Source organism: Aquimarina hainanensis (assembly GCF_042684685.1).
Classification (GTDB): domain Bacteria; phylum Bacteroidota; class Bacteroidia; order Flavobacteriales; family Flavobacteriaceae; genus Aquimarina; species Aquimarina hainanensis.
The window spans coordinates 239058-264110 of sequence record NZ_JBHULX010000004.1; the positions used below are offsets into that span (position 1 = coordinate 239058).

Consider the following 25053-nt stretch of genomic DNA (forward strand, 5'->3'; position numbering starts at 1 on the left):
CCCTGTTACTCCTACATTGTCTGTAGCGGCATTCCATGATAATGTAAGAGAAGTGCTGCTGATATTAGAAGCGACTAAAGCCGTCGGAGTAGTTGGAGCTTGTGTATCTCCTCCGGATGCTCCGGCAAGAGGAACTTTCCATACACCACGACCGTAAGTAGCGGCTATCAGTACCTGATCTTTTAAATTAACCTCCAGGTCTCTTACAGAAATAGTTGGCAGATTCGAAGAATAGTTTACCCAATTGTTATTACCACTTTTGTAATATACCCCCAGGTAAGTTCCCAGATAGATATTTTCTGTTCCTTTTTGGTGACGAACAACAATTTTTGCTTCTCCAGGAAGACCTCCTGCAATATTGCTAAAATTGGTTCCCTGATTAGTAGACTTAAAAACTCCTCCGTTACCAGAACCACTGGTGGTTACATAGATAATATTAGAATTGTCATTATGAACTTCTACAGAAGAGATATTTGTTTGGAAGGTATGGATAGAACTCCAATTAACTCCTTTGTCCGTACTTTTATATAAATTTCTATCTCTTGCCACATACATATTATTGGCATTGTTAGGATCTAATTCTATATGGTCTATTTTTCCGCCAAAGTTAAAATTAGACACTTTTTGGAAGGAATTGTTACTCACTTTGTAGAACTTGCTATATCCAGCATATAATACCCCATTTTTATCTGAGACAAGTGGAGTAATCCAATTTCCTGTTTCTGGTCCTCTTGCTACTTGACGCTGCGTAACTCCTCTGTTGGTTGTAACATATAGTTGTTGCCCATTTTGTATAAAGCCATAATATGTATTAGAATTATTACCACTTACAGCACAATCCATTCCATCAGCTCCGTAATAGTTATTCCATTCTGTTCCATTGAGGGCATATCCTCCATTGTCCTGTAGGCCACCAACTAATCGATTAGCACTACTGTTTTGAGCTACAGATATTCTATAGAACTGTCCGATCTGTAATCCTTTGGTTAAATCATTAAAGCTACTTCCATCGTTTTCAGAAAGGTATACTCCTCCATCACTACCACAAAATAGTTTTCCGTTATAATATCTCAAAAAGTGGATATCAGCATGTGTATAAGTTGCTTGTCTGGGGGAACTCCAATTGTTGATTTTGGTAAATCTGTTTCCTCCATTAGTTGACTTCCACACATTAAGACATCCTACAAAAACAATGTCAGGGTTTTTGTCAGATACTCCAAGAGCTAAATCATACCAAGCTTGAGTACTCTCAAAAATATTTTGAGTTTCTTGCGTTTTAGTGAAGCTTTCTCCGCTGTTTGTCGATTTGTATAGACCTTGAAAAGAATTTCTAGTGTTGGCACTTAATACATATACATACTCAGGGTTAGCTGGAGTAATATCAATCACTAATCGTCCTGATCGGGAAGGAAGGCCACTCTGTTTTTGACTAAATGTATTTCCTCCATCAGTAGATTTGTAAAAATTAGAACTGGTAACAGCGTAAATCACCTTAGAGTTTCCAGGTTTTAGTTTGATGTCTTTGATGTTGCCATTCAGTGTTTTTGTCCAATTTGTTCCTGCATTGGTAGTTTTATAAACTCCCGTATCGGTGGCTACCCATAAGGTATTGGAGTTATTCGGATCAATGTAGATATCATTACTGGATGCTCTGCTACTGGTGAAGGTCAGTCCGGTTTTGTTCCAGCTAGCACCTCCGTCAGTAGATTTTAATACCCCAATACTGTAATTATCATTGGTATCATCATCTCCTGTAGAGATATAAATAACTTTAGAGTTATTCGGGTCAATAGCAATTCCAGAAACTCCTATTTGAGGGAGTTTGTCGGATAGTGGCGTCCAGTTAGCTCCTCTGTCTGTAGATTTCCAGATTCCTCCTCCCGGTGCTCCTACATAAAAAGTGCTAGGGTTGTTAGGATCTATGATGGCTACATTGACACGTCCTTGTCCTGGAGACCAGGAATTTGCCTGATTGTGATCAAATGGTCCCATAGGAGTCCAGGTAGCTGCTGAAGCATTTTTGGTAGTTGCCGTCATTTTTTTTCTTTGCTCCCAGGCATTCCAGAAGAACTGAGGAGTAGGCACTGTTCCATCAGGAAGTAATGCATGCTTCCAGTACTCTCTCCATCTCATAAAAGGCTTGTATCCACTTCCTTTTTTGGTGTGGTCTTTATTTTTCCAATAAGAGTCAAAAGCTTGACTTACTTCTTGGAATTCCATCGTTTTTCCTGATTTGGCTTTGTTCCCCTGGTTTACCCATGGTGCATCAGGATTAAATTGAGCCTGACTGATACCACAGGTCAGGCCAATTAAGGCAATTAATGTTTTTTTCATTAGTTGAGCTTGTGTTAAATTAGTTAAATTTTAATTCTAAAGTTTGTGTTTGTTTATTATGGTATCTACATAAGATAAGCATAGCTATTAATAGCTACTTGCGTGTCTTGGTATTATATAGGAAGTTAGTTAGGCTGCCTAAATACGGGGAATAAAGAACAAATGCAAGTAGGTTTCGATTAACCTCGATGCTATCTGTGTATAGAATTAAATCGTTAAATACTGTATGATGTACGTGTGTTGGTTAGTTTGACGAGGAAACTAAGACAAGGGCGTTTATAGGATTTCATTTGTTTGACGTTGAGTTTGTTAAAAAAAGTTAGTAGTTAGTCCCAAATTTCTTAAAAAAAATATAGAAAAAACAGACTTTTCGATAAAATGCAAATAAATTAGTGTGTTCGAACATTTTTGTGAAATAATCGATATGATTTTGAAATGATTTTTTGTTTTTGTAAGAAAAAAGATTACAAACAAGAAGTAACGTCCTCTTGTATCAGATGATTAAGCACTGGGATTGTATTGCCTTCTTTTGTTTTTCTGAGACAGAATGATTTTTAGGTAAGGGGTTGCGGGATAATTGAGAGTTAGATCCCTTGCGTACTTGTATTGAGGAGGAACATTGTATTTTTTCTGAAAGAGAGAATCAACCAGGTAAGTTGATTTTGATGAGGTAGTTTAGAGAAAAAATAAAATCAAAGGTGTTCCTCAATAAATTCAAAGGTTCTAATTTCATTGTAAAAGACGTGATTAGGTAGATAGTATCCTACATGCCCTCCAAAATCAGGAGTTTCTAAGAATACATTTTTATTTTGTGATGCTTCGGTATATGGATAGCAATCTGCTCCTAAAAAAGTATCATTTTTAGCATTGATAATTAAGGAAGGAATCTTGATAGAAGGTAAAAATTGTTTGCTGCTACACTTTTGGTAGTAATCCAGCGCATTCGTATACCCATGAGCTACACTTGTATATAAATTATCAATGTCGATCAGGTTTTTACACTTTTTAATGTCTGAGATTCTAATTTTATCAGGGAATAAGATCTGTTTTTCCAGTAACTTCTTTTTTAGGTGTCTCAAGAAACGTATTCTATAGAGTACATTTTCAGGCTTGTTTAACTGAAGTAAGGAATCATATAAATTACATGGGGTAGAAATGGCTACCCCTGAGCATACTTGAGATGGGATTTCTCTTCCCTCTCCTAGGTATTTTAGTAATACATTACCTCCCAGGCTAAATCCACAGATTGATAAGGATGAATATGCATAAGAAGAACTTATGTAATTGATAATGAAATCCAGATCTTCACTAACTCCTGCGTAATACGAACGGTATTTCCTGTTGGGTTCTCCACTACAATTTCTGAGATTGATCGCTACAGTATCCCAATTGTTTTGATTTAGATATTTGGCAAGTCCGGTTATATATTGTCGTTGTCCGTTCCCTTCTAGACCGTGAATTAAGATGCATAATTTAGAGGCTTGCACTGTGCTATAACTCCAATCAAGGTCGATAAAATCCCGATCTTTTAATTCGATTCTTTCTCGTTGTTGGATGACTCCACTTACTTTTCTGAAAAGATTAGGATATATAGTAGAGATATGACCATTTCTAAATAGATAAGAAGGGGAGTAGGATGATGAAATTATAGGCATAAAAGAAGTACAAAATAGCGTGATTTCAAAAATACATTGATTTTTCAGAAATCAAAGGTTTTTATATTCCGATCATGTCAAAATAATTGTAGTTTTAACAGGTCTTTCTTGATAAGGAAGTACCTGTGGAAATGATATTGATTTTTAAAGAATAATATAGATGTATACAAAAGATTTTGACATTAGATGGAGCGATATTGATGCGAATCGTCATTTAGCAAATAGTGCTTATCAAAATTTTATGAGTCATACCCGTATGGCATTTTTGATAGCGCATGGTTTTGGGCATAAAGAAATGGCGAATTTTGAGATAGGTCCCGTTATTTTTTATGAACATATTTATTATTATCGGGAAGCTTTTCAGGGGAAGCCAATTACAGTAAGTTTGGAGTTAACAGGGTTGAGTGAAGATGGTGCTTTTTTTGAGTTTACACATAATTTTTATGACTACAAGGGAAGAAACCTGGCATATTGTGAGATGATGGGAGCATGGATGAATCTAAGAGATAGAAAAATCAACCCATTACCCTCTTCTGTTAAAGGGATAATAGCAGCTTTTCCCAAAGCTGAAAACTTCAGAATTCTAACAAAAGAAGATACAAGGAAACACGGCAAAAAGCCAAAGGATATAGCTATGAGTTAATCTTTTTTTTGTTTTGAGCAGTAGGTTTGGTTACCAGGTATACTCCTGTAAAGATTATAATGGCTGCTACAATTTTAATGCTGTCCAGATGATCACTTCCTAGAGCAATAGCAAAAATAGATGCCAAAAGTGGTTGTAAATAAATAAAAACAGCAACAGTAGTTGGTTTTAGCTCACGGATAGCAAAGATGTTTAAAACATAGGTTCCAAATGTCGCAAAAAGGATTACGTATCCTATTTTTAAATACCCATCAAGAGGGATGTGTGCTGGTTGCATTTGGGTGATTTGCTCGTAGCCAAATGGAAGTACCATAAAAAAACCAATGGTATACATCCACTTCATAAAGGTAAATGGGTGGTACTTTTGCGTGATTTTTTTTACTACAATAATATAACAAGCATAGGATGCAGCATTGACGAAAACCAAAAAATTACCTAATGTAGGATTCGAAGCCGTTAGACTATTTCCTTTTCCGTATAAAATGATCAATAATGCCCCCGAAAGCCCGGTGAGCACTCCTATGATTTTTATTATGCTGGCTTTTTCTTTTAGAAAAATAACGGATAGAATAAGAACAATAATAGGAGCTGTGATCATTAATACAGATGCGCTGATAGGAGTAGTTAAGTTTAGCCCTTCAAAAAAAGCCAACATGTTTAGAGCTACACCAAAAAAAGCAGCTGCAGTGATACGTTTAAAATCTTTGGGAGCTATCTTTTCTTTTGGTCCTAAGAAACTAATTGCCCAAAATAAGAGCATGGTTCCTAATACCCGAAGAACAATAAAACCAAAAGGCTGAATGTAATGTGGCATTACATCTTTGGCAATAGTAAAATTCGCACCGTAGAATATAGCTACAAAGCTAGCAGCAATAAGGGCAAGAGTTCTTTTACTCATAGGTAATTTATATGGAAGCTTTGGCGGCTTCTATCGTTTTTTTTGAGTTTCCGATGAATATGGATGTTCCGTTGATAATAACTGGACGTTTCAAAAAAGTATAATGTTCTAATAGTAAGGCTTTGAAATCTCCCTCGGTTAGGTGTTGGTTTTTGAGATCTCTTTCTTTGTATAAACGAGCTCTTTTGCTGAACAATGACTCATAATTCCCGGCAAGTGTTTTCATTTCTTCTAATTGCTCAGGAGTGATAGCATCAGACTTTATGTCTTGTAGTTCAAAACTCGTATCAGGAGCGAGTTCTTTCAAAATTCGCTTGCAGGTATCACAGCTGGATAAGTGATATATTTTTTTCATAGGGTATCGTTTTGTTACAATTAAGATTGTGTGATCTTTTTTAGTTTATAAGCATGACTGCTAAACTAGAAATATGTATTTGATGCAAAGGAAATTCTTTTGAAAATAAAAATCATACTTTTGAGAAAAAAATAACAGTAGAAATGAAAGAAAAACTTCGTATCACTCATGTGAACAGGAAATTAATGAAAAAAATATTAGACTCCTATTCTTTAGAGGCACTTAATACTGTTCCGGAAGGGTTTTCTAATAACTTAATTTGGAACGTAGCGCATGTTGTTGTGACACAGCAACTACTGGTGTATAAATTGAGTGGGTTGCCTATGATGTTGGATGAGGAAATGGTCGAGACATACAGAAAAGGGACTAAAACAGAAAGAGATGCTACTCAGGAAGAGGTTGATAAAGTAAAAGAACTGTTGTTCGCTACTTTAGATCAAACAGAGAAAGATATAGAAGCGGGGGTATTTAAGAAATATACAGAGTATCCGACGAGTACAGGATTCGTTTTAGAAACAATAGAAGATGCGATGGATTTTAATAACTTTCATGAAGGGATCCATCTGGGGTATATACTGGCGATGAAAAAAGGATTATAAAACTTCTGAAGAAAGAGCCGTATCAATCTCTTCCCTGTTAATTTTTACTTCGATAGGACCATTCGCATAGGAGTTTACCTCATATGTGTTGTAATATAATATCACTTCCTGATCTGTGAATCCAATATTTTCAGGAAGTGAAAAAACATCATTTTCGAAAAAGAACCCGGTACTGTTTATAGGAGCGTCAGAAGGGATTTTTTGAGATTTTCGAAAAACAGACTCTGCTACTTTCAGAAATAACTGCTTGTCGGCAAATAATTGATCAGTTGGTATAAGCTTACCATTTTTTTTTGAAATGTTTAGATAAGTAGAATAACTATTTCCATGGGCTCCTCCTGTGTATGTGTACTTATTAACCAGAATAGATATTAAATAGTCATTTTGAAGAGAAACTGAAGTATTAAAGATCGCCTCATAAAGATGAGTTTCGTCAGGGAATTCCTCAATGTTTTTTTTAAACACATCATTAAAATCTATAGCTGCTTTTTGTATGGTAGATTCGGCGGTTTCCTGACTCATGGTTAGATCAGCAGTGATTACCTTTTCTATTTCTGAATTTACAGCTTCTGCTAATGCCGAGTTTTCGATTGCTTCAATAAGGTTTATCTCGATATTGGCACAATCAATATCTCTACATTCTTCAGGAAATAAAGAGTCGGTGGTTATTTTTGAGGTTTGGAATGTTAATGATTCAACCTTATTGCAGGCAGATAAGAGGATAGAAATACAGAGAATTCCAATTATATTTTTAGAGAAGTAAGTTTTTGTCCAAATCATCCACTAAAGGTACTGAATGAATATGATTAGAACGAATTAAATGATATTTTTGTAGTGCCTTTTGATATAGCTATATGCTAAAAGGTTTATAATGATTGTTTTGCTTGATAAAATAAATCGCTTTGGGGTAAGCATATGAGGTGTTAGATGTTATTTAGAGACAAGCTTTGGAGATATTTAAATCCCAATTGTAGCGTAAAAAAAGAAGAGGAGCTGAAAAATTATAAAAAGACCTCCTTTTGTCGTATTTTTAAAATTAGCTTTAGCATCTTTCCCTGTTTAAGAATGTATAGCAAATGAATTATCTCAGGATAACCATATAAGGCATTAAAAAATATTGAGAATCAGGTGAAAGAGAAAATACTATTAATATAGTAGCCAATTGTACTAAAAAAATAAAAGAATGAAATTTAATACAAAAACGATACATGGAGGGCAAGAACATGATCCGGCATATGGATCGGTAATGCCACCAATCTATCAGACATCTACCTATGCACAAACTACCCCTGGAGGGCATAAAGGATATGAGTATAGTAGAACGCATAATCCTACAAGAAATGCTTTGGAGAATTCTCTGGCAAGTATAGAAAACGGAACACATGGATTGGCTTTTGGTTCCGGGTTGGCAGCGATTGATGCAGTTATAAAACTATTACAACCAGGAGATGAAGTGATCAGTACAAATGATTTATATGGAGGAACGTACCGCTTATTCACCAAGATCTTTGAAGGATTTGGGATTAAATTTCATTTTGTAGGAATGGAGAATGCTGATAAAATTGAGCGTTATATTACAGATAAGACGAAACTTATTTGGGTAGAAACTCCAACCAATCCTATGATGAATATTATTGACGTAGCTTCTATTGCTTCTATTGCTAAAAAACATCAGATTCTTTTGGCGGTCGATAATACATTTGCTACCCCATACCTGCAAAGACCATTGGACTTGGGAGCAGATATCGTTATGCATAGTGCAACAAAATACTTAGGCGGACATAGTGATGTGGTGATGGGGGCTTTAATTGTTAAAGATGAAAAAATAGCAGAACGCCTGTATTTTATACAAAATGCGAGTGGAGCTGTTTGTGGTCCTCAGGATAGCTTTTTAGTGCTAAGAGGAATTAAGACATTACATGTCCGAATGCAAAGACATTGTGAAAACGGAGAAGCAATTGCGAAATACCTAAAGACACACCCCAAAGTAGATAAAGTATACTGGCCTGGTTTCGAGGATCATCCGAATCACCATATTGCCAAAGAACAAATGGATGATTTTGGAGGAATGATTTCTTTTACAACTAAAGAAGACTCATTAGCAGGAGCTGTACAGGTGGTTGAAAAGTTAAAGGTTTTTACCTTGGCAGAATCCCTGGGAGGTGTAGAAAGTTTGGCAGGTCACCCGGCAAGTATGACACATGCCTCTATTCCTAAAGAAGAACGAGAGAAAACAGGTGTTAAAGATTCTTTGATTCGATTGAGTGTAGGAATAGAAGATATGGATGATTTGATTGCTGATTTGGAACAAGCATTATCAAATTAACGGAATCACTAAAAATAAAAGGAAATTACACGAGAACGTTTTCGAAATGCGAAATTCTTAAAAAATGAGGCTTAAAATTTTAATAAAATTATAATTGTGTAATAATATATCTTTACTTTTGACAACTCAATGGAGAAGAAAGCCTTAAGACAAAAGTAGTTTTCTTTTTATTTTACTAAACAAACAACGAAAGTAGTTATAACATAACTGAATAGATAATGAAAGAAAGGATAGAAAATTTCATTAGTTCTGTAGAGAAGCGTAATGCTAACGAGCCAGAATTTATCCAAGCTGTTAGAGAAGTAGCAGAAACAGTAATACCTTTTATAGATAAAAATAAAAAGTATCAGAATGCAAAGCTTCTAGAGCGTATGGTCGAGCCGGAACGTGTATTTATGTTCAGAGTTCCTTGGACAAACGATCAGGGAGAAATAGAGATTAACAGAGGATTTCGTGTACAGATGAATTCTGCAATAGGACCTTATAAAGGAGGATTGCGATTCCATCCATCTGTGAACCTTAGTATTCTTAAGTTTTTAGCGTTTGAGCAAACGTTTAAAAATAGTTTGACAACACTTCCTATGGGAGGTGGAAAAGGAGGGTCAGATTTTAACCCAAAAGGAAAGTCAGATGCTGAAGTAATGCGTTTCTGTCAGAGCTTTATGACAGAGTTGTCTAAATATATCGGAGCAAATACGGATGTACCAGCAGGAGATATCGGTGTTGGAGCTCGTGAAATAGGATACTTGTTTGGACAGTACAAACGTTTGAGAGATGAATTTACAGGAGTACTTACAGGAAAAGGACTGGAGTACGGAGGATCTCTGATCAGACCAGAAGCTACTGGATATGGAACAGTATATTTTGCAGAAAGTATGCTAAAAACCAGAGGAGAAGATTTTAACGGGAAGAAAGTAGTTATATCTGGATCAGGAAATGTAGCGCAATTTGCAACAGAAAAAGCAATTGAACTGGGAGCTACTGTAGTTACATTATCAGATTCTTCAGGGTATATTGTTGATGAAGCAGGAATTGACTCAGAAAAACTAGCGTTTGTAAAAGAACTTAAAAACGTAAAAAGAGGTCGTATTAAAGAATATGTGGAGAAATATCCGGAAGCAACATACGTAGAAGGAAAAACGCCTTGGACTGTAAAATGTGATATAGCACTACCTTGTGCGACACAAAACGAACTACAGGAAGAAGATGCAAAAACATTGGTGAGCAATGGATGTATCTGTGTAGGAGAAGGAGCAAATATGCCTTGTACAGCAGATGCAGTAGAAGTGTTCTTAGAAGCTAAGATTTTATTCTCTCCAGGAAAAGCATCCAATGCGGGAGGAGTAGCTACTTCGGGATTAGAAATGTCTCAAAATTCACTTCGTTATAACTGGACAAGAGAAGAAGTAGATGCAAAATTACATCAGATCATGAATGATATTCACGCTAAATGTGTAGAATACGGAACAGAAGAAGATGGTTTTGTAAACTACGTAAAAGGAGCAAATATCGCTGGATTTGTAAAAGTTGCAGATGCCATGCTGGCACAAGGGGTAGTATAAATACTGCTTTTTATATAATGAAACCGGAAAAGACCACTTATTTAAAGTGGTCTTTTTTATTTTTGGAGATTAGCATTTATAGATAATAACTTTGTAGCAAATCTGTGAGATATTGGTTTGTGACAGTTTTTGAATGTAGAGATATCTCTGTAAAAGTAAAATTTCACAAAATGAGTAAAGGGTAAAACAATATGGTTGTTACAACTGCGGCAATTGTTATTCATTCATTGCGATATGGAGAGGCAGATTTGATAGTGACGTTATTCACTAGAAAATATGGAGTGCGCTCCTATCTTCTCAAAGGGGTGCTAAAGTCTAAGAAAGGAAAGTTAAGAGCAGCTTTATTCCAGCCACTTACCTTATTAGATATAGAAGCAGTCCATAAAGATAAAAATACGCTGGAACGAATAAAGGAAGCCAAAGTCCGAATGCCTTATCAGACACTTCATCTTGATTTTGTAAAAACATCCATGGTTTTTTTTATTTCAGAAATGCTAAAGAGTTTAATTCAGGAGGAAGAAACGAATGAGGAACTATATGAGTATCTGGAAACTACCTTTCTATGGTTAGATGCGCATGACCAGATAGGGAACTTCCATATTATTTTTTTAATTAAGCTGATGCAATATTTGGGATGTTATCCCGATATATCACAAATGCAATTTAGTTGGTTTAATATGTATGATGGATGTTTTCAGTCAATAAGTACCGATGCTTTTTGTGTAGAAGGAGTACATGTAGAAGCGTTTAAAGAGTTTTTCGGAATGACATTTGAGGGAAGTATGAATATCAAGTTAACGAAGAAAGTGCGTAAAGATATTCTTAACATGATATTAGGTTATTTTGAATTACATTTGCAAGGTTTTAGTAAACCAAAGTCACTTTCAATTATAAACGAAATTTTTAGATAAATAAAATGCGATTATTCACCCTAAGCTTATTGATGTTTGTTTTTATGCAGACAATCATGGCTCAAAAGATAAAAGTGCTAAATAAAACTACTAGGCAACCAATATCTAATGTCGCAATTTATAATAAACAAAAAGAGAAAAGTACAATTACTGATTTTGATGGGATGGCAGATATTTCTGATTTTGAAGGAACAGAACTGCTGTATTTTACACATGTTTCTCATCAAGAGTTCGAGATAACAAAAGAGAAAATCATTACCAATGGAAATGTAGTGTATCTGGAAACAGACGAGAATAAACTTTCCGAGGTAGTGATTTCTATTTCTAAATGGGAAGAGGACGAAAAAGATGTGTCTCAAAAAATAGTAAGTATACGATCCAAAGATATAGCACTGGCAACTCCACAAACTTCAGCGGATCTATTGCAGGGAAGTGGACAGGTTTTTATCCAGAAAAGTCAGTTAGGAGGAGGAAGTCCTATGATTAGAGGGTTTTCTACCAATAGGTTGTTGATCACGGTTGATGGAGTACGTATGAACAATGCTATTTTTAGAGGAGGAAATGTACAAAATGTAATCTCTATTGACCCGTTTTCTATAGAAAGAACAGAAGTGATTTTGGGACCGGGATCAGTAGTGTATGGAAGTGATGCGATTGGAGGGGTGATGAATTTTTATTCCTCATCTCCTAGATTTTCGAAACAAGAATCTCCGCTTTTTAATGTAAATGCCGTTGCCAGGTATGCTAGCACGAGTGAAGAAAAAACAGCTCACTTTGATGTGAATATAGGATTGAAAAAATGGGCATTTCTGACAAGTGTGAGTTATACGGATTTTGATGACCTCAAAATGGGGAGTCATGGTCCGGAAGAATATCTGAGAAATGAATATGTAGAAGTATCCGATGGAGTAGATAAAGTAGTGGCTAATAGTGATCCCGAAACACAAATCTATACGGGGTATAACCAAATTAATTTTCTTCAGAAAATTAGTTTTAAACCAAATAAACAATGGGATTTTTATGCGGGACTCGTGTATACGACTACCTCAGATTATCCGAGATACGATAGGTTAATTCGCAGAAGAAAAGGAAGTCTGAGGTCTGCAGAATGGTACTATGGACCACAAAAATGGTTGATGGGGAATATACACATAGAGCAACACACAGGGAATACGTTGTATGATAAAATGAAACTAACAGCAGCATATCAGCATTTTGAAGAAAGCAGGAATGATCGCGATTTTGGAAAAGATATTTTAGGAATGACAGAAGAACAAGTAGAGGCGTATTCGTTTAATATGGATTTTGAAAAGCGATTGGCTAAAAATACATTGTTCTATTATGGAGGAGAATATGTCTTTAATAAGGTCTCTTCTATAGGACTAGAAAAAAATATTCGAACAGAAGAGGTGGTTGCTGCTCCTTCTAGGTACCCGGATGGATCGACATGGCAATCAATTGCGGCATATCTTAGCATTAAACATAGGTTTAGTGAAAAAGTAAGACTGAACAGTGGTTTGAGGTACAATCAGATTTTATTGAAATCTGAATTTGATAATACATTTTTTGAATTCCCATTTAATGAGGCAGCTATTAATACAGGAGCCTTGACGGGATCTGCAGGGATTAGTTGGTTGCCTAACGAGATCTTGAATTGGAAACTGAATTTTTCAACAGCTTTCAGATCTCCTAATGTAGATGATATCGGAAAAGTTTTTGATTCGGAACCAGGAGCTGTTGTTGTGCCTAATCCTGATTTGAATCCTGAATATTCTTATACAGGAGAACTAGGAGTGAGGGCAAAATTAGGAAAAGCTTTTGTAGTTGATTTGGCGACGTATTATACTCATTTAGACGATGCATTAGTGCGAAGAGATTTTTTGCTCAATGGAGAATCAGAGATTATTTATAAAGGAGAGCCTAGTAGAGTGCAGGCAATTCAGAATGCTGCTAGAGCAAAAATCTATGGATTTGAAGCAGGGGTTCAAGTATCATTCGCTAAGTATTTTAAGTTGACATCTCAATATACTATTACAGGAGGAGAAGAGGAGTTGGATAATGGAACGGTAGCTCCTTCCAGACATGTAGCTCCACAATTTGGAAATACGCATTTAGTATTTAATTCCAAATCGTGGACCATTGATGCATTTACTGTTTATAATGGAACTTTAAAATTTGATGATTTATCCCCTTCGGAACAGAATAAAGAATATTTATATGCCATAGATGGTGAAGGGAATCCTTATTCGCCTTCTTGGTATACCGTGAACCTTCGGACTCAATACAAGCTATCTGAGAACCTTCAGGGAACCTTTGCTATCGAGAATATAACAGATCAACGGTATCGCCCCTATTCTTCTGGAATCGCAGCTGCGGGAAGAAATTTTATTGTATCCATGAAATACTCATTATAAATGTCGCACTTCGCTAATACGAATACCCTTTTTGTCTTTGATATTGATGGAACATTGACTGACAGTGTGCCAATGTATTTAATGGCAGTTACAAATGCAATGTACGCTCTTGGGATCAAAGAGATAGATACAGACTATAACGCATATAAGCATCACTCGGATAGCTATGCTTTGCGATTTAATTATGAACGGAATTTTGAAATTCCTTATACTAAAGAAATACTTACGCTGTTTGAGAAAGCTTTGATAGAAGAAATGAAAACATTTTCTCCGGTGACAGAAATTAAAGGAGCTGGGCGATTTATTGATTTTCTGAAAACCGCTAAGATTCCTTTTTGTTTTGCGACGGGATCCTTGCCAAAACCTGCATTGCTAAAAATGAAGCAAAGTGGTATTTGGTGCGATGAAGCTGTTTTGGCAACTTCCAAAACACATGAAGCAAGAACGGGATTTGTAGCAGAAGCTATAGAAAAGGCTAAAAAATACTATGCCACCTCTGGGTTTTCTAAAATTATCTCTGTAGGAGATGGAGTTTGGGATTTGAAAACCGCAAAAGAGATGTCATTAGACTTTGTTGGAATAGGCTCCAAAAATAAAAAGGAATTAATAAAATTAGGAGCTCAGCATTATTTTGATTCAATAGAAGAGCTCCAAAGTTATTTCTTTTCAGATTAATTGTTGATTAGTTTTGTTATTAGAGCAGCATCGAAGTCTTTTTTCAAAGAAGTGACATCAGATACATTCTCATTAGGAATCGCAATAGAAAGAACATAATGTTTTACTTTCCAGCCTGTTTTGGTTTTCTCAACAACCCCGCTTCCTCTGCATATTCCCATTTGTGTATTGAGTAGTTCATCAAACCAGGCAAATGTGCCAATACTGGATTCCTGACGAAAAACATTTCTTTCTATAGCAGTAAAGCTCCATGCTTTTCCCTTGTCAAAATAAGGTTTGGAAAAGGCTTTAAATGCATTCATATCCCAATGTTCGGTCGCATCAGTGCCTATAAAAATGGCATCTTCGGTCATATAACCAAAATACGTGTCAAAATTAGCATTAGCAGCAGCTTGATGCCAGTTATCCAATAGTTCTTGTATCTTCTTCGTCTCAGTAGAGTTGTCATTCCTGGTAGCAGTCTGTCCTATTAAAGTAAGACTAAACAGGAGGCATGTGATGATTGTTGTTAATTTCATATGTATAATTTAATTGAGGAATAGAAAACATGTGTTTTTTGTTACGTTCTCAAAGATAAGGAAGAAAACAATTGTAAAATAAAGAAGGAGGAGATGTGACTTGTTTCGTATTTGTTTATAAAGAATGTAAGTGGTTTGATGAAAATGAAAAAAAAGATTAATTAATTGAAAAACAGGTGTTTTTGCTGATTTCTTTATAAGGAGTATTGTTTTATTTTTGATATGTTCTTGATTAAGAAAGTGTAATTACAAGAAAAAATCAGATGATTATCATCTGAAAAAAATAAAATATAGTGCTTACAATAGAGTAAAAAAGGTAACTATTTGTTAGCGGGTTAAGGAAGAGGTTGTTTTTGGGCTTAGTATACAACCTCTTTTTTTATGTCTTAAAGTTGGGAGTGTTATAAAGTAAGCAAAGGATTTAATATCTTGTAAGAGTGCTTGAGGTTTGATAACAGGGTTAAGTTATACAGACACGCACTTTCTAAGAAAAACACAATGAATTATGAATGATTCAACACCAAAAGTGACAGGAATAGGAGGGATTTTTTTTCGCTCGGAGAATCCCAAAAAAATAAGAGAATGGTATGGAGAGCATCTGGGCTTAGCGGTTAATAACTACGGCTCTTCTTTTGAATTTAGAAATGCAAATCACCCAGAAAACATCAACTATCTTCAATGGAGTCCGTTTGATAAAAAAACGGAATATTTTAATCCTTCGAAAAAAGAATTTATGATTAATTACAGGGTCCAGAACATTGAAGGACTTGTGGCTAAATTAAAAGAAAAAGGAGTCATTATAGTGGATGAGATAGAAGAGTTTGAGTACGGTAAATTTGTGCACATTATGGATCCCGAAGGTAATAAGATAGAATTATGGGAGCCGGTAGATCATGTTTTTACTCAAATGGGAGGGGAAACTACCAAATAAAGAGAGAACACAAAAAAACCACCTTATTTCAGGTGGTTTTTTTGTGTTTAAGTGTTATTTTAAGTGTTTGGCAAAGAATCCCATCATCGATTTATATAGTTCGATTTTATTTTCTTCATGACCAAATCCGTGTCCTTCATTATATTTCACCATGTAAGGAACATCAAATCCTCTTTTTCTCAGATTGGTAACTATCTGATCTGACTCGTCAATGTTTACACGAGGATCATTTGCTCCTTGAATTACAAATAATGGTTTTTTGATTTTTTCAACATTAAGTGCAGGAGATACTTCTTTCATGATTTTTTGATCCTCTGGAGAGTTTTCATCATACCATTGTTCGTATACCTGCCCTAGATATGGTTTCCAATAGGGAGGGAATGATTTGAAAAAAGTAAAGAGATTAGAAACCCCAACATAATCAACTCCACAAGTATATAGATCTGGAGTTTTTACCAAACTTCCCAGAGTAGCAAGTCCTCCGTAACTAGCACCGTAAATTGCTATTTTGTTTTCATCGATAAACCCGAGAGATTTGGCATAGGCAACTCCATCTTCCAGGTCATTGAGCATTTTTCTACCGATCTGTTTATTTCCGGCCATAGAAAATTTCTTTCCGAATCCTCCTGATCCTCTATAGTTGATTTGTAATGTGGCATACCCTCTACTGGCAAATAGCTGTGTTTCAGGATTGAACCCCCAGTAATCTCTGGGACCGTAAGGACCTCCATGTGGATTGACGATTAAAGGTACTTGATTTGTTGCACTGGCTCCTTTTGGAATGGTTAGGTAACCATACAACGTAAGACCATCTCGGGAAGAAAACTTAATAGGTCGCATTTCTGCCATATCCGCCTCCTTGAGTTGAGGCATAAGGTTGAAGATTTCTTTAAAAGAATCTTTTGTGGTGTCGTACAGATAGTAAACTCCATATAATTTGTCACTACCTACATAGATAAGGTATTTATCTTCATCATCAGTTTTATTGACAATAGAAAATTCTTTATCTCCAAATTGAGTAGTGAATTTTTGGTGTAATTTCTTGTAGGTTTCACTAACAGGGATTACAACAGACTTTTCCCCGTTATAATGATAATAATCTACTTCGTAACCTCTTTTTCTGGAGCGATTGATACCTCCTACGTCGAATGTTTTATTGGCATAGACTTTCTTAATTACTGATTTTTTTGCAAAATCATAAAGTAAGATTTCGTTCGTATCGTTTTCTAAATTAGAGATAACATAAGCATCATGAGGGTTGTTAGTCGAATAATCAAATCCCGCGATATAAAAATTGTCTTTCCAGGTGGTCTTTACAATTTTTTCGAAAGGTTTTGTTTCATCTGTTCTGTAGTATAAAACATATTCGGTTCCATTTTGCTGTTGGGTGTATGCTTTCAGGTTTCCGTCTTTGTCAAAATCATAACCACTGATAGGGTTTTTAGGATCTTTATTCTCGAATAATTTTACAAGGTCTCCGGTTTTGATGTTTATCTTATAAGGTTCGAAGATTTGAGGATTATCTTTATTCATTTGGATAATCATATGATCCTTCTGATCTTTTAAGGAGTTAAGGATGCTTACCTGCACCCCTTCGAATGGTGTTAGCTCGGTATCATTTTTTCCGTCTAGATCTACTGCGAATAAATGATAGTTTTCGTCTCCTCCATTATCTCTGACATAGATCAGGCGGCTGTTATTAGCCCATCCGTATCCTCTGATTAGATCTTCTTTTTCTTCAATAACCCTTTTTATTTCATTTGTTTCCGTATTCTTTATGTAGACATGGTTTTTGTTGTTTTGATCTTTTTCTCTATAAGAAAAGAATAAACCATTAGGAGAGAACTTAAAAGAACTCTGTTTTGGTTTTTGGAAATAATCTTCTACGGAATATGCATATTTTTGCTTTTCGAGTTTTGCTAATGAAGCAAGTTCTTCCTTGGAAGAAGGGAGCGTTGTGTCTCCAGGTAGTTTTTTCTTTGTTTCTTGGGCTTGCATACTATAATTTGTTATGGCCCCGAACAATAAAATTAAAATTGACTTGTACATGAGTTTAGATTGTTAACTGGTTGTTTTGTAAATAGTGCTACTTCGGGGTGTATTTATATACAGATCAAATAACAGAATAAAGATACTGGTTTTATACACATTCCAAAGTGATTATACATGTTTGTTAATTAGTATGTATTGTTTTTAAATTGTTACGCCTGTTAACACTAATTAACGTTGTGGTTTTCTTGATCATAGAGATTTGTGTGTTTTGCTGTTTGCAATTCGTTTTTTCTTTAAATCGATAAGAGATAAGATGATAAAAATTTAGATTGTTTTTTATACAATAATTTGTAACAAACAAGGGTTTTTAGGGTCTTACTTGATAAGTTATTTTGTTTCTTTGAAACGTATATACGATGCGCGCTTTATTAAATAAACCATATCCATACCTGCATTCTTTCAAACGAAACATCCTGGGGGCTGTTTTAATAGGATTATTTGTAGTTGTTGTCAGTACGCTCTTAATAGATGGACAAGTGCTGAAAGGGTATATGGGGATATCCAGAACTACACTGGGATTATTATATGGTTTTAATACTTTTTTAGGGACTCTTCTTGTTCTTGAGTGGTTTCCTAAGGTAGGTATAACAGAGAAAAATAAAGATGAATGGACAATTGGAAAGGAATCTTTATTAATATTTTTTTTGCTTACAGTTATTACTTTATTGAATTATGGAGTCTCTTTTCTGTTTAGTTCAAAACCATCCGTTTTGTTAAGTGTTAATTATATTGCAAAAATATTCTTTTGGGTGATTGTAGTAGGGAGTGCTCCTACTTTTAGTATTGCTATATGGGTTAATTATAAAATGTTCTTAAAAAAGAATCTTTTAGAAGTTAAAGCATATAATGAAAAACTTAATGAAATAATAAAGAAAGAATTAGAGATGGAGGAAAAGAAAATGACAGTCGAAGAAAAAGTTACCTTATTTTCGACAGGGGAAACCAATAGTATTCTTACCGTTTCTGTTCATACCATATTATTTATTCAAGCAGAAGAGAATTGTATAGAAGTGTATTTAATGGAGGGGGATAAACCAGTGAAAAAACAGTTGTGCCAGTCGTTAAACGAAATAGAGGAGCAATTAGCATCTTATCAATTTATTGTAAAAACCCACAACTCGTTTTTGGTTAATATTCGCAGGATTAGTTTTACAGAAGGAAATGCTAGGAATTATCGATTATTCTTTGAGGGGATTACGCATAGTGTTCCTGTATCCAGAAGTGAGTTTAAAGCTTTTCGGGCTATTTTTCAGGAAGAAATGGCTAATTCGTCAGAAGAAGCTGAGGTTTAGAATTTAAATTTTTCGCGGATACTTGCGTTTTTGCTCGAAAAGTTGCCAGCTCATGATTTGTCTAATCAGAAAAGAGACTTTCTTATTTTTTGCAAAGGATAAAGGAACGCAGTACACCTGCATAATATAAAGTTGATGTTAGTTTTGGGGTAAGGTTTTAGCTTTTTTGATCTGTGTTTTTGTGTTATTTTTGTATTCTTTTAACTTCATCCGACGAAACATTGATTACGACTATTGCAAATCTTAAAATAGGGCAGAAGGCTATCATAAAGGAGATAAATGCCGATAATATTCCACTAAAGTTACAGGAAATGGGATGTCTTCCGGGAAATGAAGTCAAGCTTTTACAATTGGCTCCTTTTGACTGCCCTATGTATTTGATGGTTAATGGTACTCATTTGGCAATTCGCAGAAATATTGCAACACAAATTGAAGTAGAAATTATAGGATAATAGAACGAAATGGGTACAAAATTGAAAGTTGCACTGATCGGAAATCCAAATACAGGAAAAACATCTGTATTTAATGTGTTGACAGGTTTGAATCAGCAGGTAGGTAATTATCCTGGTATTACGGTAGATAAGAAAGAAGGGAGTTGTCAATTATCTGAAAAGGTAAGTGCAAAAATAATGGATCTTCCAGGAACCTATAGCCTGAATGCATCTTCTCTGGATGAGAATGTAGCGGTTAATGTTTTATTGGATAAGAAAGATGTGAACTATCCTGATGTTATTGTCGTAGTCTGTGATGTTGCCAATCTCAAAAGAAACCTGCTTCTTTTTACCCAAATAAAAGAGCTTGGAGTTCCTGTTGTCTTAGCGATCAATATGGTAGATAATATGGAGAAGAAAGGCATTTCTCTCGATATTCCGAAGCTGGAAGAAGAATTAAAGACCAGAATAGTACTGATCAGTGCAAGGAAAAAAATGGGGATTGAAGCGCTAAAAGAGAGTATTCTATCTTTTAAAGAGTTGTCTTTAGAACCTTGTTTAGATGCATTGCGATTTGCACCAGAGTATTTTCAAGCGTTGGAAAAAAGGTCTTCAGAGCAATTAAAATATGTTGCCTGGATAAAAAGAACACAGGAGATTTATTTTCAACAGAAAAAAGAAGAGCAATTACACGATTTTTTTGCTCATGAAGTAGATTCTGTAGCGGCATTAAAGCGTTTTCAACAAAAGGAAACGATCCTTAGGTATCAATTTATCAATAATACACTAAAAGAAGCTTTCTCTGTAGATACGGCAAAGGCAACTGGAATACGAGAACGACTGGATCGTATTTTGGTTCATAAGTTCTGGGGGTATATTATTTTCTTTATGATTTTATTGCTGGTCTTTCAGGCGATTTATGATTGGTCGTCATACCCTATGGATGCAATTGATGCATTATTTGCATGGATGAGTGAGAAATCAAAACTCATTTTACCTTCAGGTCCTTTAGTAGATCTGATAACAGAAGGAATCATTCCAGGGGTAGGAGGAGTCGTGATTTTTATTCCTCAAATTGCATTTTTGTTTTTCTTTATCGCTATGCTGGAAGAGAGTGGTTATATGAGTAGGGCAGTGTTTTTAATGGATAGAACGATGCGAAAATTCGGATTGAGTGGAAAAAGCGTTGTTCCTCTTATATCAGGAACTGCCTGTGCAATCCCTGCTGTGATGGCGGCACGGAATATAGAAAACTGGAAAGAGCGACTCATTACGATCCTGGTTGTGCCTTTTACTACATGCTCAGCAAGATTACCAGTGTATTTGATCATTATCTCTCTTGTTATACCAGAAGAAAAAATAGGAGGAGTAATCAGTTATCAGGGGCTGACAATGTTAGTGTTGTATATTTTAGGTTTTGTAAGTGCTGTGGGAGGAGCCTGGTTGCTCAATAAGTTGTTAAAAATAAAAAACATCTCCTATTTTGTAATAGAAATGCCGGATTATAAGGTTCCGTTGTTTAAAAATGTTCTGATTACAGTACTTGATAAGACAAAAGCTTTTGTATTTGATGCGGGGAAGATTATTCTGGCGATATCTGTTGTGCTTTGGGGATTGGCAAGTTTTGGTCCTAATGAGAATTTTAATAATGCAGCAACTATAATAACCGAGAAATATCCATCCTTGACAGAGGAAGAAAAAGAACATAGAATAGCCTCTTATCAATTGGAGCATTCATTTATTGGGTATGCAGGAAAGGCTATAGAACCAGTAGTGGCCCCTTTAGGGTATGATTGGAAAATAGGAATTGGGGTTATTAGTTCTTTTGCAGCAAGAGAAGTGTTTGTAGGAACACTAGCAACAATTTATAGTATTGATGGAGATAATGAAGATACGATTAAGAATAAAATGGCAGCAGAAATACATCCGGTAACAGGAAAACCATTATATAATTTGGCGAGTGGGATCTCTTTATTGCTGTTTTATGCTTTTGCGATGCAATGTATGAGTACACTAGCTATTGTAAAAAGAGAGACTAATAGCTGGAAGTGGCCAATGCTTCAGTTTTTCGTTATGAGTGGTTTTGCGTATATTATAGCGCTAATAGCATATCAACTATTGATATAATTGATTAGGTGAAATGAATATTTTTACACAGAATATTATCGTTGTGTTAATTATAGGATGGGCTGTTTTCTTTTTGATAACAAGATTCATTGGTATATCTTTTTTTGTAAAATCATCAGGGAAACAAAAAAAAGGCTGTAGCAAACATGATTGCAACTGTTAGTTTATAGATGTTTTTTTTTGTTTGCCAAAAGAACGATTACTACTAATTAAATAAACACCGATAATGATTAATCCGCAACATAATAATTTGGAAGCAGTAATGTCTCCTTTGTAAAGACTATCAGGAATCATATAGGATACGATTGCTACTAAGATCATTGCTACAGCAGGTTGCACATAAATATAACTACTGGAAACCGTTGGTTTTACATGCTTTAAAGCAAACATGTTAAGTAGGTATGCTAAAAAGGTAGGTCCTAAAACTACATAAAAAAGAGCTGTCCAATTCGTAGGAGCAAAGGAAGTAAAATCAGTTCGCATCAATGAAGAAAAGCAAAAAGGAAGCATGAATAGGAAGCCAAATAAAAAGGTCCATCCGATAACAGTTATGGGTTTGTATTTAGACATTATAGGTTTAACTAAAACCAAATACAAAGAAAAAACCAATGCGTTGATAAAAATAAAAAAGTTTCCCAGTATGGATCCTGTGCCTGTACCTGATTTTCCTAGATAGATAAGAATAACAGCTCCGCCCCCACCTACACATATTCCGAGAATCCGGGAAATAGTCAAAGGTTCTTTTAAAATAAAGTAGCTCATAATTACTGTAAAAATCGGCATTGCAGTCACAATGATTGCTGCATCAACCGGAGAAGTGAGACTTAGACCATTCATAGAGAAAAATTGGTTGGCAGCTACTCCGAGAAATCCACATAATGCCAGACGTGCAATATCTCTTTTTGCTACAGTCTCTTTGATGAATGTTTTGAGAACAATGAAAAGAAGTCCGGCTCCTCCTATTCGCAAAAAAACCAATGCAGAAGCTTCAATTTTATGAGGCATTAACCCTTTGGCGACTAAATAATTTGCTCCATATATAATATTGACACTTAATAAAGCAAGATGAGATTTAACAGTATTGGATATCATCTGACAAAGAAACAAAAACTATAGAAGTATCCATTTGTTTTTATTGTGTTAATACTTCTATGTAATAGTCTTTTTTATGAAAAGTCTTTTTAGAAGAAGGGTATGGTTTTATGGTATGAGTGATAATGGTCTTGTCCTTAGTTTGGAATAAAGAAGCAGGGTTTTTAGGGTTGATATTATTAACACCAAATGTAAGTTCTTTTGTAACAGTAGGGGTACCTGTTTTTTGGATGGATATAATTGCTAGAACACTTCCAGACCACATGCATGTCAGATCTGAAGGGCATCTGGAGTCATTTTTGACATCGATGAGGGTGATAATGGTGTTATCAAAATCCAGTGATTGCCCAATGTATAGTTCTGTTTGCCGATTAATAGCGGTATTTTGAGCTTTGCAGGAATGCATAAATAGCAAAGCGATCATTAATAGCAAGTAGCGAAGCATACCATTTATAATTGTTAGTTGCTACAAGATACATAAAAAAGAGGAGCTGTTTCTCCGGCAGATTTTATTTTATACCTCTTTCTTTTCGAATTTGATCATAAGCCATTTGTACTTGTCTGAACTTTTCTTCGGCTCCTTTTATGTGTACCGGATCCAAATGTTGTACTTTGTCGGGATGATATTTTTTTGCCATCGTACGAAATGCTTTTTTTATTTCTGCCTCCGAGGCATTCTTGTCTATCTCCAGAATTTTATATGCATGATCTTCAGTTTTGAAAAACATAGCTTTAATACTTTCAAAATCATTTGCACTTATTCTTAGAAAACCAGCTATTTTACGAATTTCTTCGGCTTCTGCACTACTGACATGTCCGTCTGCATTAGCAATGCCAAATAAAAAATGAACAATTTGTAATCTAGAAGCATACCGGGTTTTATGAGAAAGGTATAGGCAGATTCGCTGTGCAGAGACCTCCCTTTTTTTGATAACATCATTAAACGTTCTGAATGTCGCATTCGCTCTTTCTTTTCCATAGGCATTGACAAAATATTGACGAACATAATCAAGCTCTGTTTGATTTACCTTTCCATCAGCTTTAATCACAATAGAACAAAGAGATAGTAAGTTTAATTCAAAATCTCCGGGACTTACGGTTGTCTCATTAGAGAACACTTGTTTTATAGTCGCACTGTTTTTTCCTGTAACAGCGTCAATAAGACTACCGATGATAAACCCCAATATGGCTCCTGGGAAATTAAAGAAAGCATATCCTGCAAAGGCAGTAATCCATTTAAACATACATTGGTATTTTTTCGAGTGTAAAGATAGTAGTATTTTTTCCAGTGAAGGATAGTGCTACTTTGTAGAATAGGTAGAAAGATTGATGTTTTTGTTACATTGTAAGGAAGTTTCGGTTTTTTAATAAGAGAAAAAAACACTAACCTACCTCTTAAAGCAAATTAGTGTTTTTGTAAAATATGGTTGCTTGTAAGTAATAGTATTTTCGAATAGATATTAAGATTCTGTAGAGGGGTTTGTTGATTTTTTTTTAAGACCGGTTCTGTTGTCTACAACAAAGTTGTATTGTCCGGCAAGAATATTCATCTGATCTAATAAGATGTCATATTCAGGAGAGATAGCAAGAGTTGAACCTGCATGAATACGGGATACGAGATGTTTGTACGCATTGGTTGCTTTTTCTCTCAATTTGGAGATGTTAGAAGAAGAGTTCACAGCAGCAGAGCCAACACGGTCAATATATTTGGTAGAAAAATCAATATTTGTACTTTTTAGATCAGAAAGCCAATCTCCCAGCTTTAGAACTTGTACAGCAGCAATGAGATCTTCCTCTCTTTCCCAGTCAGTAATAATGCTATTGAGAACAGTGGTTTCTTCTTGAAAGCTCATGCGTTGTATATTGTTTCCGTGTAAGATAATATTGTCGTGTAGAGCTGTCGCTGCTTTTGAGATTTTCTTGTCAAAATGATATTTATAACTATCGGTTAAACCTCGTAAGCCGACAATAGCTCTGTCCCTTCGTTCGTCAAGGGCAAGGATATCTTTGGTCAATCCGTTTCCTTGACTTTTTAAAAAAGCAATTTCTATCTTGTCTATTAAGGGTAATAAATTATTTACATAATTTGTTAGTTGTAAAGCATTTGTGTCTTGCTCATTAACTAATTCTAGAATATCTTTCATGTATTGTAGATATTCTCCGTTTCTATAACGGTGTAAATAGGGTGAATTCATTTAATAATGGTTTTAAGTTTGTACAATAAACGGGTAGATGAAC

Annotated in this window: 22 protein-coding genes; 11 read left to right on the forward strand and 11 right to left on the reverse strand. The window is 35.2% G+C overall.

The genetic code is table 11. From position 1 onward, the window contains the following. Both ACFSTE_RS06485 and ACFSTE_RS06490 read right to left on the reverse strand, forming a co-directional pair. On the reverse strand, positions 1 to 2334 hold a 2334-nt coding region (locus tag ACFSTE_RS06485; protein WP_378298040.1), incomplete at its 3' end, for a VPS10 domain-containing protein. A gap of 692 nt (positions 2335 to 3026) precedes the next feature. Next, positions 3027 to 3989 (reverse strand): YheT family hydrolase, encoded by a 963-nt coding sequence (locus ACFSTE_RS06490; RefSeq protein ID WP_176028400.1) that lies wholly within the window; start codon positions 3987 to 3989, stop codon positions 3027 to 3029. Between the two features lie 160 nt (positions 3990 to 4149). Between ACFSTE_RS06490 and ACFSTE_RS06495 the strand changes: the two genes are divergently transcribed. After that, on the forward strand, positions 4150 to 4632 hold the full coding sequence (locus ACFSTE_RS06495; RefSeq protein WP_378257532.1) for an acyl-CoA thioesterase: 483 nt from the start codon (positions 4150 to 4152) through the stop codon (positions 4630 to 4632). On the opposite strand, the gene ACFSTE_RS06500 is transcribed toward ACFSTE_RS06495, so the two are convergent. Next, on the reverse strand, positions 4622 to 5530 hold the full coding sequence (locus ACFSTE_RS06500; RefSeq protein ID WP_176028402.1) for a DMT family transporter: 909 nt from the start codon (positions 5528 to 5530) through the stop codon (positions 4622 to 4624). The two genes, ACFSTE_RS06495 and ACFSTE_RS06500, sit on opposite strands and share 11 nt — an antisense overlap. A 7-nt stretch (positions 5531 to 5537) precedes the next feature. Further along, the gene (locus tag ACFSTE_RS06505; RefSeq protein WP_176028403.1) at positions 5538 to 5885 is read right to left on the reverse strand and encodes an arsenate reductase family protein; all 348 of its coding nucleotides are present in this window, start codon (positions 5883 to 5885) and stop codon (positions 5538 to 5540) included. A 143-nt stretch (positions 5886 to 6028) separates the two neighbouring features. Here ACFSTE_RS06505 and ACFSTE_RS06510 point away from each other — a divergent pair, with 143 nt between their 5' ends. Continuing rightward, a complete protein-coding gene (locus tag ACFSTE_RS06510; RefSeq protein ID WP_176028404.1) occupies positions 6029 to 6484 on the forward strand; it encodes a DinB family protein in 456 nt (151 codons plus the stop codon). Here ACFSTE_RS06510 and ACFSTE_RS06515 read toward each other — a convergent pair. After that, positions 6479 to 7264, reverse strand: coding sequence for a DUF3298 and DUF4163 domain-containing protein (locus ACFSTE_RS06515; protein ID WP_176028405.1), 786 nt, complete (start codon positions 7262 to 7264; stop codon positions 6479 to 6481). The two genes, ACFSTE_RS06510 and ACFSTE_RS06515, sit on opposite strands and share 6 nt — an antisense overlap. Positions 7265 to 7667: 403 nt before the next feature. On the opposite strand from ACFSTE_RS06515, the gene ACFSTE_RS06520 reads away from it, so the two are divergent. From ACFSTE_RS06520 to ACFSTE_RS06540, 5 genes are all read left to right on the forward strand, one after another. Then, the gene (locus ACFSTE_RS06520; protein ID WP_378257531.1) at positions 7668 to 8810 is read left to right on the forward strand and encodes a cystathionine gamma-synthase; all 1143 of its coding nucleotides are present in this window, start codon (positions 7668 to 7670) and stop codon (positions 8808 to 8810) included. Between the two features lie 218 nt (positions 8811 to 9028). Beyond that, positions 9029 to 10372 (forward strand): NADP-specific glutamate dehydrogenase, encoded by a 1344-nt coding sequence (gdhA, locus tag ACFSTE_RS06525; protein ID WP_176028407.1) that lies wholly within the window; start codon positions 9029 to 9031, stop codon positions 10370 to 10372. A 191-nt stretch (positions 10373 to 10563) separates the two neighbouring features. Further along, positions 10564 to 11283: a DNA repair protein RecO gene (gene recO, locus ACFSTE_RS06530; protein WP_176028408.1), complete on the forward strand. Its 720-nt coding sequence runs from the start codon at positions 10564 to 10566 to the stop codon at positions 11281 to 11283. 5 nt (positions 11284 to 11288) lie between these two features. After that, complete coding sequence (locus tag ACFSTE_RS06535) at positions 11289 to 13697, forward strand: TonB-dependent receptor (RefSeq protein ID WP_378257530.1); 2409 nt, start codon at positions 11289 to 11291, stop codon at positions 13695 to 13697. Beyond that, positions 13698 to 14372, forward strand: a complete 675-nt coding sequence (locus tag ACFSTE_RS06540; protein WP_378257528.1) for an HAD family hydrolase — start codon at positions 13698 to 13700, stop codon at positions 14370 to 14372. Here the strand turns inward: ACFSTE_RS06540 and ACFSTE_RS06545 are convergent. After that, entirely contained in the window at positions 14369 to 14890 is a 522-nt protein-coding gene (locus ACFSTE_RS06545; RefSeq protein ID WP_176028411.1) for a nuclear transport factor 2 family protein, read from the reverse strand. The two genes, ACFSTE_RS06540 and ACFSTE_RS06545, sit on opposite strands and share 4 nt — an antisense overlap. A 505-nt stretch (positions 14891 to 15395) precedes the next feature. On the opposite strand from ACFSTE_RS06545, the gene ACFSTE_RS06550 reads away from it, so the two are divergent. Next, positions 15396 to 15821 (forward strand): VOC family protein, encoded by a 426-nt coding sequence (locus tag ACFSTE_RS06550; RefSeq protein ID WP_378257526.1) that lies wholly within the window; start codon positions 15396 to 15398, stop codon positions 15819 to 15821. A gap of 54 nt (positions 15822 to 15875) precedes the next feature. On the opposite strand, the gene ACFSTE_RS06555 is transcribed toward ACFSTE_RS06550, so the two are convergent. Then, positions 15876 to 17819: a S9 family peptidase gene (locus ACFSTE_RS06555; RefSeq protein WP_254884115.1), complete on the reverse strand. Its 1944-nt coding sequence runs from the start codon at positions 17817 to 17819 to the stop codon at positions 15876 to 15878. A 410-nt stretch (positions 17820 to 18229) separates the two neighbouring features. On the opposite strand from ACFSTE_RS06555, the gene ACFSTE_RS06560 reads away from it, so the two are divergent. The 3 genes from ACFSTE_RS06560 (at position 18230) to feoB (ending at position 21723) form a co-directional block, all read left to right on the forward strand. Beyond that, positions 18230 to 19165 (forward strand): LytTR family DNA-binding domain-containing protein, encoded by a 936-nt coding sequence (locus ACFSTE_RS06560; RefSeq protein ID WP_378257524.1) that lies wholly within the window; start codon positions 18230 to 18232, stop codon positions 19163 to 19165. 221 nt (positions 19166 to 19386) lie between these two features. Next, on the forward strand, positions 19387 to 19617 hold the full coding sequence (locus ACFSTE_RS06565; protein WP_378257522.1) for a FeoA family protein: 231 nt from the start codon (positions 19387 to 19389) through the stop codon (positions 19615 to 19617). Positions 19618 to 19626: 9 nt separating this feature from the next. Further along, the gene (feoB, locus tag ACFSTE_RS06570; RefSeq protein WP_378257520.1) at positions 19627 to 21723 is read left to right on the forward strand and encodes a ferrous iron transport protein B; all 2097 of its coding nucleotides are present in this window, start codon (positions 19627 to 19629) and stop codon (positions 21721 to 21723) included. 159 nt (positions 21724 to 21882) lie between these two features. Here feoB and ACFSTE_RS06575 read toward each other — a convergent pair whose 3' ends face one another. The 4 genes from ACFSTE_RS06575 to ACFSTE_RS06590 all read right to left on the reverse strand — a co-directional run bounded on the left by ACFSTE_RS06575 (position 21883) and on the right by ACFSTE_RS06590 (position 25010). Then, positions 21883 to 22815 carry a DMT family transporter gene (locus ACFSTE_RS06575; protein WP_378257518.1) on the reverse strand — a complete coding sequence of 311 codons (933 nt, stop codon included), beginning with the start codon at positions 22813 to 22815 and terminating at the stop codon, positions 21883 to 21885. Between the two features lie 40 nt (positions 22816 to 22855). After that, positions 22856 to 23260, reverse strand: coding sequence for a hypothetical protein (locus tag ACFSTE_RS06580; protein WP_176028418.1), 405 nt, complete (start codon positions 23258 to 23260; stop codon positions 22856 to 22858). Between the two features lie 64 nt (positions 23261 to 23324). After that, a complete protein-coding gene (locus tag ACFSTE_RS06585) occupies positions 23325 to 24059 on the reverse strand; it encodes a TerB family tellurite resistance protein (protein WP_176028419.1) in 735 nt (244 codons plus the stop codon). A 216-nt stretch (positions 24060 to 24275) separates the two neighbouring features. Further along, entirely contained in the window at positions 24276 to 25010 is a 735-nt protein-coding gene (locus tag ACFSTE_RS06590; RefSeq protein WP_176028420.1) for a DUF6261 family protein, read from the reverse strand. Positions 25011 to 25053: the final 43 nt, after the last annotated feature.

Bases quoted from the DNA above. Each gene is read 5' to 3' on its own strand.
- ACFSTE_RS06490 (WP_176028400.1), bottom strand. From the start codon at position 3,989: ATGCCTATAATTTCATCATCCTACTCCCCTTCTTATCTATTTAGAAAT.
- ACFSTE_RS06495 (WP_378257532.1), top strand. From the start codon at position 4,150: ATGTATACAAAAGATTTTGACATTAGATGGAGCGATATTGATGCGAAT.
- ACFSTE_RS06500 (WP_176028402.1), bottom strand. From the start codon at position 5,530: ATGAGTAAAAGAACTCTTGCCCTTATTGCTGCTAGCTTTGTAGCTATA.
- ACFSTE_RS06505 (WP_176028403.1), bottom strand. From the start codon at position 5,885: ATGAAAAAAATATATCACTTATCCAGCTGTGATACCTGCAAGCGAATT.
- ACFSTE_RS06510 (WP_176028404.1), top strand. From the start codon at position 6,029: ATGAAAGAAAAACTTCGTATCACTCATGTGAACAGGAAATTAATGAAA.
- ACFSTE_RS06515 (WP_176028405.1), bottom strand. From the start codon at position 7,264: ATGATTTGGACAAAAACTTACTTCTCTAAAAATATAATTGGAATTCTC.
- ACFSTE_RS06520 (WP_378257531.1), top strand. From the start codon at position 7,668: ATGAAATTTAATACAAAAACGATACATGGAGGGCAAGAACATGATCCG.
- gdhA (WP_176028407.1), top strand. From the start codon at position 9,029: ATGAAAGAAAGGATAGAAAATTTCATTAGTTCTGTAGAGAAGCGTAAT.
- recO (WP_176028408.1), top strand. From the start codon at position 10,564: ATGGTTGTTACAACTGCGGCAATTGTTATTCATTCATTGCGATATGGA.
- ACFSTE_RS06535 (WP_378257530.1), top strand. From the start codon at position 11,289: ATGCGATTATTCACCCTAAGCTTATTGATGTTTGTTTTTATGCAGACA.
- ACFSTE_RS06540 (WP_378257528.1), top strand. From the start codon at position 13,698: ATGTCGCACTTCGCTAATACGAATACCCTTTTTGTCTTTGATATTGAT.
- ACFSTE_RS06545 (WP_176028411.1), bottom strand. From the start codon at position 14,890: ATGAAATTAACAACAATCATCACATGCCTCCTGTTTAGTCTTACTTTA.
- ACFSTE_RS06550 (WP_378257526.1), top strand. From the start codon at position 15,396: ATGAATGATTCAACACCAAAAGTGACAGGAATAGGAGGGATTTTTTTT.
- ACFSTE_RS06555 (WP_254884115.1), bottom strand. From the start codon at position 17,819: ATGCAAGCCCAAGAAACAAAGAAAAAACTACCTGGAGACACAACGCTC.
- ACFSTE_RS06560 (WP_378257524.1), top strand. From the start codon at position 18,230: ATGCGCGCTTTATTAAATAAACCATATCCATACCTGCATTCTTTCAAA.
- feoB (WP_378257520.1), top strand. From the start codon at position 19,627: ATGGGTACAAAATTGAAAGTTGCACTGATCGGAAATCCAAATACAGGA.
- ACFSTE_RS06575 (WP_378257518.1), bottom strand. From the start codon at position 22,815: ATGATATCCAATACTGTTAAATCTCATCTTGCTTTATTAAGTGTCAAT.
- ACFSTE_RS06580 (WP_176028418.1), bottom strand. From the start codon at position 23,260: ATGCTTCGCTACTTGCTATTAATGATCGCTTTGCTATTTATGCATTCC.
- ACFSTE_RS06585 (WP_176028419.1), bottom strand. From the start codon at position 24,059: ATGTTTAAATGGATTACTGCCTTTGCAGGATATGCTTTCTTTAATTTC.
- ACFSTE_RS06590 (WP_176028420.1), bottom strand. From the start codon at position 25,010: ATGAATTCACCCTATTTACACCGTTATAGAAACGGAGAATATCTACAA.